Below are 15,733 nucleotides of genomic sequence, written 5' to 3' on the forward strand. Positions count from 1 at the left end.
TTGTCCTACGTAAACAAAAATACGAAAGAGACTTTGAAATCTTTGGTACACGCAATAGCTATTCTAAGACAGATTCAGATGCGACGTTTATGCGAATGAAAGATGATTATATGCAAAACGGACAATTAAAAGCTGGATATAATGTACAAATCGCAACGGAAGGTCAATATACGCTTGCCTATAGTATATATACAAATCCAACAGATACACGTACGTTAATTCCATTCTTAGATGAGATTGAGCAGCATTATTTTGAATTACCAAAACACATTGTCGCAGATGCAGGTTACGGTAGTGAACAAAACTTTCATGATATCCTTTCAAACAGAAAACGAGAAGCTCTTATTACTTATAGTAAGTATTTGAAAGAACAAAAGAAAAAGTATAAACAAAACATATTTAATCCCGACAACTGGACGTATGATGAAGAAACAGATACATATACCTGTCCAAATAAAAAACGTCTTGAATTTCAATATTATTCTGTTCGTAATGACCGTACAGGCTTCCAACGGAAGCTTAAGATTTACGAGTGTGAAAACTGTTCGGGATGCCCATTCCGTTTATCCTGTACCAAAGCAAAAGAAGGCAACAATCGAAAACTACAGGTGAATGAAAAATGGGAACAGCAAAAAGAATATGTAAGAGCAAAGCTTTCAGAAGAGAAAACAAGTGCCATTTATCGAAGACGCAAAATCGATGTGGAACCAGTTTTTGGATTCTTGAAGGCTAATTTGCGTTTCACTCGATTTTCTGTACGAGGAAAATCGAAGGTAGAAAACGAAATGGGCCTCGCATTAATGGCTGTGAATTTAAGAAAATTCACGGCCATTAACTAAAGAAAAAGAAGAATTTACGCACAAAAAAAGAGAAAGGTGAATTTGAGTTTCCTCAAATTCACCTTTCTCACTATTTGAAGCTAGTTATGTCCCAGCCTCTTTTTTTTATTGGCCTTGGTAAATGTGAATAAGGTCGTTATTTTGTCCCCTAGCAAAGACATCAGTTCGATTTGGTCCCCAAGAAACAGCAGCAGGAGCACTAGTTAACGTCCCACCGATGGACTCCCAACTATCCCAACGAGATCCGTTCCAGGAACGTTTATAAAGTCGATTACCAGTACCTCTGATAAAGACATCCAATCGATTAGATCTACGGGAAGAAACGGTAGGAGCGCTTGTTAAAGTACCGCCAAGGTTTTCCCAATCACTCCATCTTGTACCGTCCCACCATTTGTGGATCAATTGATTATTTTGTCCTCGAGCAAAAACATCGATGCGGTTTGGTCCCCAGGAAACAGCAGTAGGTTCAGAAGCTAAATTGCCGCCAAGATCTTCCCAATCTTCCCATCGAGTGCCGTTCCACGTTCTTTTATAAAGTCGGTTGTTAGCGCCTCTAACGAACACATCGAGTTGATTTGAACGTCGTGATGAAGCAGCAGGACCACTTGTTAAAGTACCGCCAAGACTTTCCCAATCACTCCATCGGCTGCCGTCCCACCATTTGTGGTAAAGGGCATTATCAGTACCACGAACAAACACATCAATTCGATTTGGTCCCCAAGAAACAGCAGCAGGAGGAGAAGTTAAAACACCGCCAAGGTTCTCCCAACTACTCCAACGAGTGCCATCCCACCAAATATGGTAAAGGGCATTATCAGTTCCTCTTCCAAAAACATCTAAACGATTCGGTTGCCAAGAAGCAACAGCAGGAGCTCCTTGAAGTGTCCCACCAAGGCTCTCCCAATTGGACCAACCTTGACCAGGGCCCGGGGATGGACCAGGTCCAGGTTGCGCACCTCTAAGTATATTAAGAGTAATTTCAATAACTCTTGTTAATACTTGGTCAATTGTGTTGACAGGTAAATTCATTGAGCGAATGAGTAAATTAAACCAAGGTGTTTCCCTTTGGAATAGCGAGTAGATTTGACTAGCAGATTGGTTAAGATTTGCTTGATTTCTTGTAAAGTTAACGACAAAGAAAAACATTGCTTCCACTAACTGACGGTCTACTCCAGCCTGTGTTAATTGTGTAAAAAGATTGTTATTTTGGGCGCGAATTGTTTGCATAATTTGTTGAACTGTTGGTCGTCCAGTAAGTTGAACATATTGGACTTGTGCTTGATCGTATGGAGATGGGTAAGGGTATGTGGGTACAGGACTCATTGGAACATGCTGAACATAATAATATGGATATCCATAATACATGACGTTAAAAATCCTCCGTTTTTGATTAGTGTATGCATATGCACTAAATATGGGAATAAAATTATCGGGTTAGGCAATTGAACTGACAAAACGGGGAGTTTTAATTACCTTCTTTTTTATTTGAAAACCATGAACGTAAAGGGCGTTCTAAAGGGGTAATGTTAATAATGAAGTAACAAATAATTAAAATTAAAATAATTAATGAAAAAATGAGCGTATCTATTGCATGCTCATGATCGACAATGACAAGTCTTACCATCGCTGTAATACCTATATATAAGAAATAACGAAGAGGAAAGTGATAGTCCTCCTTAAAATATTTTACAATCATCGTAATAAATTCAAAATATAAAAAGAAAACGAGAATGTTAGCGAGGAAGAGCTTGTAATCACTACCTCCATCTAGCATCAGGATTTTATAAAAATCCACCAATTTCTTAATTAGAAGAAATGCCAAAAAGAAGGTTAGGATGATAAGACAAAGATTTAAAAACCACTGTAATACTTTAGGGATGATTTTAACCGATACATTCCATTCAAACTTTTTTATTTTCAAGCCCTCCTTTTTTACATTTTTAAGCGTTTAGAAGTTGGAAATTGCTATTTTGAAAAACCAACTGTTGTCAAATAGTCTATGAAGATAGGAGCTTCAAAATGATAGGTTTTATTTTAGTTCCACTAAATAGGGAAACGGACAACCGAGTTCATTTTATATAGAGCATATTTACATTTAAAATGGAATATCTTATATAAACATGAGATGGTGTAATACATAGGTGGAATGATTGGGCATGAGATAGAGATAACAAAATTATCGAAGTTTAGTCACTAATAACTTACAGTTGGTCTATGTGGAAGGATGGATAAGAAAATATTAATTATCCGTAATATAAATAAATATAAGTCTATAAACTGAAATTCTATTTTTATATTAATAAAGTATAAATTTATATCTATTATACAAATAAAATCATAAAAATCAAAATTTACTAAAAAATCACACTAGACTAAATAAAAAGAATGTTTTACAATCAGAAAGTCAAATATATCGAAGAAGACTAATGAAACAGCTATATTATTCAGAATATTTTGATTAACTATTGATGTTAAGAATTCTGAATATTATAATTAGTAAAAAAATAGACTATGAAACAATTTAGGGGGAGAAATAAATGGCAGAAAAGAGAAAGTTAAAGAGATTTGCATCGGTATTTCTAGCTTCATCTTTAATCGTTGGGGCGCTAGCAGCTTGTAGCTCTAATGAGCAAGGGACTTCATCAACTGGAAATTCATCGGAAGAAAATAGTGATGTAATTAAAATCGGTGCCAACTTAGAACTTTCAGGTTCAGTCGCTTCTTATGGCTCATCAATTGGACAAGGTGCTGAACTAGCTGTAGAGGAAATCAATGAAGCTGGTGGTATTGATGGAAAGAAAATAGAGCTAGTAAAAGTAGATAACAAATCTGATAACGCTGAAGCGACGAACGCTGCAGTTAAATTGGCAACACAAGAAAAAGTGGTCGCAATGATCGCTCCAGCAACTTCTGGTAACGTAATTGCAACAACTCAAATTGCCAATAAATATAAAATTCCAACGGTTTCTGCATCTGGTACTGCGCCAAACGTAACAGAAAATGAAGATGGTTCGATTAACGAATTCGTATTCCGTACATGCTTTATTGACCCATTCCAAGGAATCGTTGCAGCGAATTTCGCAACGCAAGAATTAGGTGCTAAAAATGTGGCAATTTATGCGGACAACGCATCTGACTATGCAAAAGGTCTAGCTGCATCATTTAAAGAGCAAATTGAAGCGAACGGTGGAACTGTTGTAGCAGAAGAAGCTTATGTAGCCGATGATACAGACTTTAATTCTACTTTAACTCGTATAAAATCTGCCAACCCAGATTTCATCTTTATCCCTGGATATTATGAAGAAGTAGGGTTAATCGTAAAACAAGCTCGTGAGTTAGGTATCGAAGCACCACTTATGGGTGCTGACGGATGGGATTCCCCAACTCTAGTAGAACTCGCTGGTAGCGAAGCTCTAAACAACACATTCATTACAAACCACTATTCATCCCAAGATCCAGATGAAACAATTCAAGGATTCGTAAAAGCATTTGAAGGGAAAAATAATGAATCGCCAAACGCATTCCATGCCCTTGGTTATGACACAGTTTACTTCATTAAAGATGCGATCGAACGTGCAGATTCAACAGATGGCGAAGCAATTCAAAAAGCTTTAGCTGAAACAAAAGATTTAAGTTTAATTACAGGTACATTCTCAGTTGACGAAAAACACAACCCAGTTAAATCCGCAACAGTTCTAGAATATGTAGACGGTGAACAAAAGTTCAACTCTAAAGTTAATCCGTAATATTGCGTTTATAACGATAAAACAAAGGGGGGCGAACTGGCCTCCCTTTTTATCACTAAAGAAATTTAATTAAATGGCCATTTTATAAATTCGCTTTTCGTTTTTACGAACGAATAAAAGCCTTACTTAAAATGGAAAAAGGAGTGAGATCTCATGGAATGGATTCAACAGTTAGTGAATGGTATATCAGTTGGTAGTATCTATGCACTAATCGCATTAGGATATACGATGGTATACGGTATCATAAAGCTCATTAACTTTGCTCATGGTGATGTGTTCATGTTAGGGGCTTTTATCGGCTTTTTTGCCATTACAAGATGGGACGTAGGGTTCCTTCCAGCACTTATCATTTCGATGGTACTTTGTGCAATTATTGGTGTCATTATTGAACGAGTAGCGTATAAACGATTACGAAGTGCAACACGAATTGCAGCCCTTATTACTGCAATCGGTGTGTCCTTCTTAATTGAATATACAATGATTTTCTTCCGAGGAGCATCACCGGAAGCGTATCCTGAAGTATTGCCGAATACATCAATTGACATTTTTGGAGTAAGTATTAGCTCTAAATCTATTTTAATTTTAGTTGTTACGATCATTTTAATGATTTTATTGCAATTTATTGTACATAAAACCAAAATCGGAAAAGCGATGCGAGCTGTATCTTTGGATGCTGATGCTGCACGATTAATGGGAATTAACGTTGATAATACGATATCAGCAACCTTTGCCATTGGATCGGCTCTAGCTGGTGCAGCAGGGGTTATTTTCGGGGCTTATTACACGAGAATCGAACCATTAATGGGGGTTTTACCAGGATTAAAGGCCTTTATCGCAGCGGTACTTGGTGGTATCGGAAATATTCCTGGTGCAATGGTTGGCGGTTTAGTTTTAGGTGTAGTTGAAACGGTTGTTAGTGCTTTCGGTTTTTCGTTATGGCGCGATGCAGCAGCTTTCATCATTTTAATTTTAATACTCATTTTAAAACCATCGGGTCTATTCGGTAAAAATACCCGAGAGAAAGTGTAGGTGACTGGTATATGAAAAAATCAAAAGCCTTTTGGGTTTATATTATTTTTGCGCTAGTAATCTATACAATTGTACAAGTTATGATTTCAGGTGGATCGTTAGATTTATATTATCAAAATATATTAATCCAAATGTGTATAAATATTATGCTAGCTGTTAGTTTGCATATTGTAATAGGAATTACAGGGCAATTCTCCATCGGACATGCTGGTTTTATGGCAGTGGGAGCTTACTTCAGTGCCATTGCGACAATGAACTTAGGGTTACCATTCACCGTAGCATTAATTATTGGTGCGGTAGCAGCAGGATTAGCCGGGTTACTAGTAGGAATTCCAACGCTACGACTTAAAGGAGACTATTTGGCAATCGCAACCCTTGGTTTTGCTGAGATTATTCGAATTGTCTTCCTAAATATTGATTACGTAGGCGGAGCGGCAGGTATGGTCGTGACGAATATGACAACGTGGACATACGCCTTCGTTGGTGTAGTTCTTACAATATTAGTTATTTCGAATTTTACAAATTCAAGACATGGTCGAGGAGCTATTTCTATTCGAGAAGATGAAATTGCAGCTGATGCTATGGGAATAAACACAACCTACTATAAAGTTGTTGCTTTTACAATCGGTGCTATATTCGCTGGGCTTGCTGGTGCGATTTATTCCCATAACTTCTTTATTATTCAACCGACAACATTTAATTTCTTAAAGTCCTTTGATATTTTAATTTACGTTGTATTAGGTGGTTTAGGAAGTCTTTCGGGGTCTGTTATCGCAGCAATCTTTTTAACGATTGTTTCGGCTTATTTATCGAACTTCCCTGAAACGCGTATGATTATTTATTCTTTAGTTTTAATTTTAGTGATGTTATATCGTCCTACGGGATTAATGGGTACAAAGGAAATTACCCACTTATTTAAATTTGGTAAAAAGGGAGGTTCTAAAGTATGACGAGTAACCTTCTTTTACAAGTAGATAATGTAGGAATTCAGTTCGGTGGCCTTAAAGCAGTACACAATGTAAATATGCATTTGAATACGGGAGAGTTAGTCGGTTTAATTGGCCCTAATGGAGCTGGGAAAACGACAACTTTTAATATGTTAACGGGAGTGTATCAGCCGACGGAAGGGGTCATTACCTTTGACGGGAAAAATTTGAAGGGGCTAAAACCTTATCAAGTAACAAAATTAGGTATTAGCCGTACATTCCAAAATATTCGTTTATTTAAAGATTTAACGGTTTTAGATAACGTGAAAGTGGCAAACCACAATTTAGCGAAGCATTCCATTCTCTCATCTATCTTTCGATTACCTAGTCATTTTAAAGGGGAAGAAAAGATGGATAAAGAATCGATTGAGTTTTTAAAAATATTTGGATTAGATGTTTATAAGGATGAATTAGCAAAGAATTTACCTTATGGGATGCAACGGAGACTGGAAATTGCCCGGGCCCTTGCAGCAAAACCTCAACTCCTGTTATTAGATGAACCAGCTGCGGGGATGAATCCTCAAGAAACTCACGATTTAATGGAGCTGATTGCTTTTATCCGAAAAGAATTTGATTTGACAATTTTGTTAATCGAACATGATATGCATTTAGTAATGGGAATTTGTGAGCGTATTTACGTATTAGATCACGGTCAATTAATCGCGGATGGAACACCGGAAGAAATTCGTAACAATCCAAAGGTAATTGAAGCCTATTTGGGAGAGGAGGTCATTGAATAATGCTTAAAGTAAACAACATTGATGTATTTTATGGAAATATTCATGCATTAAAAGATGTCTCCATTGAAGTAAAAGAGAGTGAAATTGTAACGTTGATTGGTGCAAATGGTGCTGGTAAATCAACATTATTAAAAACATTATCAGGTCTATTAAAACCAAAAAGTGGGACAATTTCTTATCTTTCTCAACAAATTAATGGGAAACAAGCACAATCCATCGTAAAAAGTGGCATTTCTCATGTTCCAGAAGGACGAAGAGTCTTTTCGAATATGACGGTAGAGGAAAATCTTGAATTAGGTGCTTATTTACGCAAAGATCGTGATAGCATTAAAAAGGATATAGCCAATGTTTATGAACTATTTCCTATATTAGGAGAACGCCGTAAACAACAATCAGGGACGTTGTCTGGTGGGGAACAGCAAATGTTAGCGATGGGTCGAGCTCTAATGGCAAAACCGAAATTGTTATTACTAGATGAGCCATCCATGGGGCTAGCACCTTTAATTGTGAAACAAATTTTTGAAATTATTCAAATGGTTAATCAGCAAGGAACAACAGTATTATTAGTAGAACAAAATGCGAATATGGCATTATCAATTGCTGATCGTGCTTATGTTATTGAAACAGGTAAAATCGTTTTATCGGGGACAGCGAAAGAGCTTCAAGAAAGTGAACAAGTTAAAGCTGCTTATCTCGGAGCATTATAACCGACGGTATTTGATTAATGGAAAAGGCAGAAATGTTGAAAAGTAAAACATTTCTGCCTTTTGTTTTTATTTTTTAGGTGTGTAGTTTAATAGTTGAAATAGCTCTACCTTTTCTTTTTCTGTTAAGTCTCTCCACTGGCCAACCTTTAAATTGCCAAGATGGATATTCATAATTCGAATTCGCTGTAATCGTTTTACGGAATAACCAAGGGCTGAACACATTCGACGAATTTGACGATTTAAACCTTGCTCCAAAATAATTTTAAATACATGGGATGATACTTTTTCAACTTTACAAGGTAATGTTTTTGTATCTAAAATCTCAACACCTGATGCCATTTGTTTTAAAAAGGATGTTGTAATTGGTTGGTCCACTTGTACAACATATTCTTTTTCGTGATGATTTTCGGCACGTAAAATTTCGTTTACGATATCACCATCATTGGTTAGCAGTAGTAACCCTTCCGATTCCTTATCTAGTCGACCAATATGGAAAATGCGTTTTGAATGTCCAACGAAGTCAACGACATTACCTTTCACATGTTTTTCTGTTGTACTAGTAATGCCAACGGGTTTATTTAATGCAATATATACTAATTCTTCTTCTTTTTTGACAGGTTTCCCATCAACGCAAACGACATCCCCGTCCTGAACTTGACTACCTATTGTAGCCAGTTCACCGTTAATCGTAATTCTACCTTCTTCAATCCATTTATCTGCACCACGACGAGAAACAACGCCTGTTTCGCTTAAAAATTTATTTATTCTCATAAAGTCTCCTATAAATGTAATAACTTAAGTATACAATAACAACGCTTTTTTGAATAAAACGAATACTACTTTTCAACTCTTATCCATATCTATTTTTGCCCGTTTCCATGTTAATAAACTTCTCTATCATACAATTAGCAACGTACTTATTAAATAAAATTCGTCGATTTAAAATTATTCTATTTATTTTATAAAAAAATCTATTTTTCCAGTTCTATTTTTAGAATAACCGTCATATAAATTAGTAATACCTTTTGATAAATGGGGGAAGTCAGCACGAAAGGGTATTGGCTTTAAAGATATCATAATGAAGGGGAGAAATTAAAAATGAGCGTACTAACATTGGCTTATGCATTTCCAAACACAGAAGGAGCAATTGTAAATTTCAAAGACAAGTATGATAACTTTATCGGAGGAGAATGGACGCCACCAGTCAAAGGTCAATACTTTGAAAATATAACGCCTGTTACGGGAAAAGTATTTACACAAGTAGCACGTTCAACAGAAGAAGATATCGAACTTGCTCTTGATGCAGCTCATGCAGCGAAGGAAGCATGGGGGAAAACATCCGTTGCAGAACGCGCAAAAATTTTAAATAAAATTGCTGACCGTATGGAAGAAAATTTAGAAATGTTAGCTGTCGCTGAAACTTGGGAAAATGGTAAAGCTGTACGAGAAACATTAAATGCAGATTTGCCGTTAGCAATTGACCATTTCCGTTACTTTGCGGGGGCAATTCGAGCGCAAGAAGGTGGCATTAGCCAAATTAATGACGATACAGTAGCTTACCATTTCCATGAACCTATTGGAGTAGTAGGTCAAATTATCCCTTGGAACTTCCCACTTTTAATGGCTTGCTGGAAACTTGCACCAGCGTTAGCAGCAGGAAACTGTGTCGTATTAAAGCCAGCTGAGCAAACTCCTGCATCCATCATGGTATTAATGGAATTAATAGAAGATTTATTACCACCTGGTGTATTAAATATTGTTAATGGCTTTGGTTTAGAGGCTGGAAAACCTTTAGCATCTAACCCACGAATCGGGAAAATTGCCTTTACTGGTGAAACGACAACTGGTCGTTTAATTATGCAATATGCATCCCAAAATATTATTCCCGTTACCCTTGAATTAGGTGGTAAATCACCAAATATTTTCTTTGAAGATGTGATGGAAGCAGATGATGAGTTTTTAGATAAAGCGATTGAAGGATTTGTATTATTTGCGTTAAACCAAGGCGAAGTATGTACTTGTCCTTCCCGCGCATTAATTCAAGAATCCATTTATGAGAAGTTTATGGAACGAGCATTAAAACGTGTAGAAGCAATTAAAACGGGTAACCCGTTAGATCCAAATACAATGATGGGTGCTCAAGCCTCTTCTGAACAAATGGAGAAAATTTTATCGTATATCGATATCGGTAAACAAGAAGGAGCAGAAGTATTAATTGGTGGAGAACGTAATCAACTAGGGGAAGACTTTACGGATGGTTATTACGTAAAACCTACTGTATTTAAAGGAGATAACAGCATGCGTATTTTCCAAGAAGAAATATTTGGACCAGTAGTAGCTGTTACAACTTTCAAAACGAAGGAAGAGGCGTTGGAAATCGCTAATGACACACTTTACGGTTTAGGAGCAGGAGTTTGGACTCGTGACATTAACACAGCTTACCGTATTGGTCGCTCAATAGAGGCTGGTCGTGTATGGACGAACTGCTACCATGATTATCCTGCTCACGCAGCATTCGGTGGTTATAAAATGTCTGGTGTAGGTCGAGAAAATCACTTAATGATGTTGGAGCACTATCAACAAACGAAAAACTTGCTTGTTAGCTATAGCCCGAATAAGCTTGGCTTCTTCTAAACCATTTAACTTTGAAAGGGGATTTCATGTGGTTGAACGTGTAATCGCTACAGATGCTGCCCTTGAATTAATTGAAAAGTTAAAAGCGAAACATGGACCGATAATGTTCCATCAATCGGGTGGTTGCTGTGATGGTTCTTCCCCAATGTGTTACCCTGAAGGGGATTTAATCATTGGAAATGCCGATGTGTTGCTCGGTGAAATTGGTGGAGTGAAGTTTTACATGCATAAAAATCAATTCGATTATTGGAAGCATACACAACTCATTATTGATGTTGTGGACGGTCGCGGTGGTATGTTTTCATTAGAAGGAGTCGAAGGAAAACGGTTCTTAACTAAATCTAGGGCATTTAATGCTGAGGAATTAGCCCAATTAAAATAAAGGATAGACCTTTTGCTAAATGAACTGCCCCCTGTCAAGTAGACAGTGGAAATAATAAAAATAGAATTAAGTGGCTTGGGTCCTATACTCCATAGGGCTTAAGCCGTTTAATCGTTCTTGGTATCTTTTGTGATTATAAAATTACTTAATTCGTCAAACGCATCAAATTTATATAAATAATACTTCTCGCACTTTAATGTTCCCCAAAATGACTCCATTGGTCCATTATCAATACATCTCCCTACGCGTGATATACTATGTGTCATCTTCGCCTCATCAATTCTTCTCTTAAATCCATGTGATATATATTGATACCCTCGATCACTATGAATTAACGGATGTTCATTATGTAAGGTAGCGATTGCCTGATCTAACGTCGTAATACCAAATCATTATTGTTTGAATGTCCTAATACGTAACTAATAATTGAACCATCATAAAGGTCTAAAATAGCACTTAAATAGGCTTTCTTTGTACAACCGTATTTCAACTCTGTTACATCAGTCACCCATTTTTGATTAGGTTTATTTGAAGTAAATTCACGATTTAATAAATTCTCTGCAACATGTTGGGGAGTCGAACGAATATAACGTTTCCGTTTTCTACGAATAACGGATTGTAATCCAGCTACCTTCATTAAGCGATAGATTCGTTTGTGATTATAATGCTTGTTAAACCTACGGTTCAAATTTAGCTTCATACGGCGGTAACCATAAATCCCTTCAACTTGCTTGTAAAGAGCTTTCATTTCTTTGATGATTTTTTCATTTTCACGTTCTCTAGCAGTAGGTGTTCGATTTAGCCATTATAATAAGCTGAACGTGCAATTCCTGCAATTTTACAGAGGAGCGAAACAGAAAATTTCTCTTTAGTATGTAATTCTTGAATAGTCGTATACTTGTCCATTGATTGAATTTGACTTAACGTCGCCTCCTTTCGACTTCCTCTAACTTTTTTAAAAATGGGCTGGATGTTCCTTTCCCCGTATCTTTCATTTCTCTATGACCATTATACTTTTTAATCCATTGTCTCAAAACAGATTTACTAGATATCTCATACTTTCTTGTCACTTCTCTCAATGAATAATGATAGATAATCCTGAATAGCTGCTTCCTTTAACATTTTCGAATATGGTTTCCAGCTTTTGGCATTTTCTAGACCTTCTGCTCCTAAAGCTTCGTATTTCTCTCTCCAAATCCTTATCGTCTCCTGATTAACATTAAACATAGATGCGATTTCATTTACTGAATAAATTCCATTTTCAAGTTGAGTTAATATAGCTAATTTTTATTCTCTGGAATGTTTAATTCTAGTCATAAAAAAGACTCTCCCTAGGTAAACAGATTTTATTTGTTATCTGTCTACCCGAAGGGGAGCATATCAAAGAATTTAGCAAGAGGTCTTTTCATTTTTGAAACGAATTTTCATCTCATCTCGTATAAAAGGTAAGGAGTGATTAAAAATGAGTGACGAACAATTTATAAAAGCATTTATAGATAACTATCATCGGGTTTTTAATTATACAGGGGGTCAGGACCCACAACTGACGATGTTTCTTGCAAGTACATATACATTTTCAAAAAAAGAATTTAGTGGGGTAATCTTACAAAAAATAATTGACGAAATCGAGGAAAAAACAAAATCCTCCTCGGTACGCCTTGATTTGAAAATGAAGTATAAATTGGCCATTCAATTTTCACAACAAAACAATATGGATGAAACAATTCAATCATTCATAAAGAAAAATCAATTGTTAAAAGAAGCTAAATTTAAAAATACCCACCACCGCGCTTTAGGTGCTCTTTTTTTACAGGAAGATGATAGGGAACATGCCATTAGGGCAAAACAATTGTTTGATGAATTGAATCGTCAACAACGGATTTTAACGTCTAATGAAGATGTTCCATTTGTAGTGTATTTATCTTCAGATATGAACGAACAACCGAAAGCGCAAGCAGACACCATTGTAAAATACTATAACGAATTAAGAGAAAATCATTTTACGATGGGGAATCCTCTTCAAGGGTTAGCCCAAATTTTGACTGTCTATAGTTCCGACTATAATGAAGTCTTATTGCAATATGTCGTACAATTACGGGAAGAATTATTAAAACGGGATATTAAAGTGAAAAGGATTCATTATCCATATTTAGGTGTATTAGCTCTAGCTGCTACAAATGAGTCGAAAGTAGATGCGATTGTCTCATTACATCATCAATTTATAGAGATAAAAGAGTTGAAAAGTAATAAATCATACGCCCTTATTATCGCTATAAAAAAGGTGATTCAAGATGTCCTTGAAATACAAGAATTAATTGAAATGACGCCTTTATCGGATCTTACTGGACTGTTAGATATCGCAGACATTCTTGTAGATTTGGTTGGATTTTTGCCGCCTGGCTTATCAGATGTAGTGGATTTTTTAAATTAACTACAAACTTTAGAAGAAGTGGATATTACCGAACAGTGTTACAATGGGGTTATAACGATGAGGAGAGTGGTATCTATGGAAAAAACAAAATTATGGATAAATGGTGTTTGGACAGATGCTAACGATGTTTACGCGTTAACAGCTCCTTATTCAGGGGAAACTATTGCAGAAGTGGCGAAAGCTTCTGTAGAGGATGTAGAACGAGCAATTGAAGGTGCTCATAAAGCCTTTCAATCTTTTAAAAAGACGACTGCTTATGAGAGGGCAGAAATTTTATATAAAGTGGTAGACATTATGCGCGGTCGTAAAGAGGAACTTGCAAAAATTCTAGCTTCTGAAGCTGGAAAGCCTTTAACGACGGCATTAATTGAAATTGATCGTACGATTTCAACGTATCAATTTTCAGCAGAAGCAGCAAAACAATCAATGGGTGAAACGGTTCCCCTTGATGCTGCACCAGGAACAAAGGATCGAATCGGCTATACGAAACGGGTTCCAATTGGTGTCGTTTCGGCGATTACACCCTTTAATTTCCCTTTCAACTTAGTTTCTCACAAATTAGGACCTGCCTTTGCCGTAGGGAATACAGTAGTGTTGAAGCCAGCTACTCAAACACCTTTAAGTGCATTAGTTATGGCAGAGATCTTTAAAGAAGCTGGTTTACCAGATGGGGCATTACAAATTGTTACAGGGTCAGGGGGAGAGTTAAGTGATACATTAGTAACACATCCCCTTGTGAAAAAAGTGACGTTTACTGGTAGTAGTGCTGTTGGACTTAAAATAAAAGAAAAAGTCGGATTGCGTAAGGTGACATTAGAACTAGGTTCAAATTCAGCACTTATTGTTGAACCTAGTACGCCAATTGAAAAGGTAGTTTCTCGATGTGTCGGTGGGGCCTTTGGATTTTCAGGGCAAGTTTGTATTTCGTTACAACGAGTATATGTACACGAATCGATATATGAACAATTTACGACTGCTTTTGTTGAAGAAACGAAGAAGTTGAAATTAGGAGATCCTCTAGATCCATCAACAGATGTGAGTGCAATGATTAATCCTAACGAAGTAGAACGTATCAAACAATGGATTGAAGAGGCGAAAGCTGCAGGAGCTGTTGTTGCGACAGGCGGAGAATTTACACAGCGAACATTAACGCCGACAGTTATGACGAATGTTCAACCGGATATGAAAATTGTTTGTCAAGAAACCTTTGCACCAATCGTTTCCATTGTACCTTATCAAACATTAGATGAGGCGATTGCATTAGTGAATGAATCCGATTTTGGTTTAAATGCTGGAATCTATACGAATGTTTTAACGGATGCGATGAAAGCTGCTGATGAAATAGAAGCTGGTACAGTTGTAATCAATGATATTCCAACTTTCCGAGTTGATAATATGCCTTATGGTGGTGTAAAAAGTAGTGGCTACGGTAGAGAAGGGGTTAAATTTGCGATTGATGAAATGACCGAATTGAAATTCATCACAATTAAAACAACCATTTAAATAATAGTTCTCGACTTTCGTTTTTTTAGGGTAAAATGAAATTAGGTTATCAAATATTAACATCAAGAGAGTAGTAACTATGGAGGGTTTATCATGAGCAATGCAGTGCCGATGAGTCATTCTCGTTCTTTTCAAACACACTTAGTTTTACCACCTGATACGAATCATCATCAATCTATTTTTGGTGGAAGAGTATTAGCTTATATCGATGAAATAGCAGCCATTACCTCTATGAAACATGCACGATCTGAAGTGGTGACAGCATCCTTTGATTCCGTTGATTTTATCTCTCCGGCTTATGCAGGTGATATTCTAGAACTAGAAGCAATGGTAACTTCCACAGGACGATCTTCAATGGAAGTTTACGTTCGAGTAATGTCACGAAATATTAAAACAGGGGTAGAAAAATTAACGACTGAATCCTTTGTGACCATGGTCGCCGTTAATAAGGAAGGGAAACCTATCCCGGTACCTAGTGTTTACCCAGAAACGGAAAGGGAGAAGCAACTGTTTGAAACAGGACATACTCGCAGGCAATTACGTCAAGCAAAAAAGGAAAGTACACAAAAGCGTCGACTGCTTTTAGAAAATGAATAAAAAAACAGGACCTTCTTATATAAAGTGTACCCTTTGTAAAGGACATTTTTAAAAAAGGCTTTTAAGCAACTTGAAGAAGATGGTGACTGTATTGTGCAGGCGTCATCTTTTTTAAGTTCCATTGACCTCGGTAATGATT

At 36.6% G+C, this 15,733-nt stretch carries 13 protein-coding genes and 2 pseudogenes; 11 read left to right on the forward strand and 4 right to left on the reverse strand.

Features of this window, described 5'->3' with window-relative positions; genetic code table 11:
- Positions 1 to 831, forward strand: a pseudogene (locus EC501_RS16425) (transposase); the annotation flags it as partial.
- A 113-nt stretch (positions 832 to 944) separates the two neighbouring features.
- On the opposite strand, the gene EC501_RS16430 reads toward EC501_RS16425, so the two are convergent.
- Positions 945 to 2,204 (reverse strand): PLL family lectin, encoded by a 1,260-nt coding sequence (locus tag EC501_RS16430; protein ID WP_122973431.1) that lies wholly within the window; start codon positions 2,202 to 2,204, stop codon positions 945 to 947.
- A gap of 100 nt (positions 2,205 to 2,304) precedes the next feature.
- The gene (gene psiE, locus EC501_RS16435; protein WP_241559383.1) at positions 2,305 to 2,760 is read right to left on the reverse strand and encodes a phosphate-starvation-inducible protein PsiE; all 456 of its coding nucleotides are present in this window, start codon (positions 2,758 to 2,760) and stop codon (positions 2,305 to 2,307) included.
- Positions 2,761 to 3,376: 616 nt separating this feature from the next.
- Here psiE and EC501_RS16440 point away from each other — a divergent pair.
- From EC501_RS16440 to EC501_RS16460, 5 genes are all read left to right on the forward strand, one after another.
- Positions 3,377 to 4,585: an ABC transporter substrate-binding protein gene (locus EC501_RS16440; protein WP_122973432.1), complete on the forward strand. Its 1,209-nt coding sequence runs from the start codon at positions 3,377 to 3,379 to the stop codon at positions 4,583 to 4,585.
- 153 nt (positions 4,586 to 4,738) lie between these two features.
- Entirely contained in the window at positions 4,739 to 5,614 is an 876-nt protein-coding gene (locus tag EC501_RS16445) for a branched-chain amino acid ABC transporter permease (protein ID WP_122973433.1), read from the forward strand.
- An 11-nt stretch (positions 5,615 to 5,625) separates the two neighbouring features.
- Entirely contained in the window at positions 5,626 to 6,564 is a 939-nt protein-coding gene (locus EC501_RS16450) for a branched-chain amino acid ABC transporter permease (RefSeq protein ID WP_122973434.1), read from the forward strand.
- Entirely contained in the window at positions 6,561 to 7,340 is a 780-nt protein-coding gene (locus tag EC501_RS16455; RefSeq protein ID WP_122973435.1) for an ABC transporter ATP-binding protein, read from the forward strand. Before EC501_RS16450 ends, EC501_RS16455 begins: the two co-directional genes overlap by 4 nt.
- Entirely contained in the window at positions 7,340 to 8,047 is a 708-nt protein-coding gene (locus EC501_RS16460) for an ABC transporter ATP-binding protein (RefSeq protein ID WP_122973436.1), read from the forward strand. The genes EC501_RS16455 and EC501_RS16460 overlap by 1 nt, the downstream gene beginning before the upstream one ends.
- 66 nt (positions 8,048 to 8,113) lie before the next feature.
- On the opposite strand, the gene rluF is transcribed toward EC501_RS16460, so the two are convergent.
- Positions 8,114 to 8,818, reverse strand: a complete 705-nt coding sequence (gene rluF / locus EC501_RS16465; protein ID WP_122973437.1) for a 23S rRNA pseudouridine(2604) synthase RluF — start codon at positions 8,816 to 8,818, stop codon at positions 8,114 to 8,116.
- 342 nt (positions 8,819 to 9,160) lie between these two features.
- On the opposite strand from rluF, the gene adh reads away from it, so the two are divergent.
- The gene (gene adh, locus EC501_RS16470; protein WP_122973443.1) at positions 9,161 to 10,681 is read left to right on the forward strand and encodes an aldehyde dehydrogenase; all 1,521 of its coding nucleotides are present in this window, start codon (positions 9,161 to 9,163) and stop codon (positions 10,679 to 10,681) included.
- Positions 10,682 to 10,709: 28 nt separating this feature from the next.
- A complete protein-coding gene (locus tag EC501_RS16475; RefSeq protein ID WP_122973438.1) occupies positions 10,710 to 11,063 on the forward strand; it encodes a DUF779 domain-containing protein in 354 nt (117 codons plus the stop codon).
- A gap of 66 nt (positions 11,064 to 11,129) precedes the next feature.
- Here the strand turns inward: EC501_RS16475 and EC501_RS16480 are convergent.
- Positions 11,130 to 12,341, reverse strand: a pseudogene (locus EC501_RS16480) (IS3 family transposase).
- Between the two features lie 184 nt (positions 12,342 to 12,525).
- Here EC501_RS16480 and EC501_RS16485 point away from each other — a divergent pair.
- The 3 genes from EC501_RS16485 (at position 12,526) to EC501_RS16495 (ending at position 15,594) form a co-directional block, all read left to right on the forward strand.
- Positions 12,526 to 13,494, forward strand: a complete 969-nt coding sequence (locus tag EC501_RS16485; protein WP_122973439.1) for a DUF4003 family protein — start codon at positions 12,526 to 12,528, stop codon at positions 13,492 to 13,494.
- 75 nt (positions 13,495 to 13,569) lie between these two features.
- A complete protein-coding gene (locus EC501_RS16490; RefSeq protein WP_122973440.1) occupies positions 13,570 to 14,997 on the forward strand; it encodes an aldehyde dehydrogenase family protein in 1,428 nt (475 codons plus the stop codon).
- Positions 14,998 to 15,090: 93 nt separating this feature from the next.
- Complete coding sequence (locus EC501_RS16495) at positions 15,091 to 15,594, forward strand: acyl-CoA thioesterase (RefSeq protein WP_122973441.1); 504 nt, start codon at positions 15,091 to 15,093, stop codon at positions 15,592 to 15,594.
- The last annotated feature ends 139 nt before the right edge of the window (positions 15,595 to 15,733 follow it).

The organism is Lysinibacillus halotolerans (genome assembly GCF_003711845.1).
Taxonomy (GTDB): domain Bacteria; phylum Bacillota; class Bacilli; order Bacillales_A; family Planococcaceae; genus Ureibacillus; species Ureibacillus halotolerans.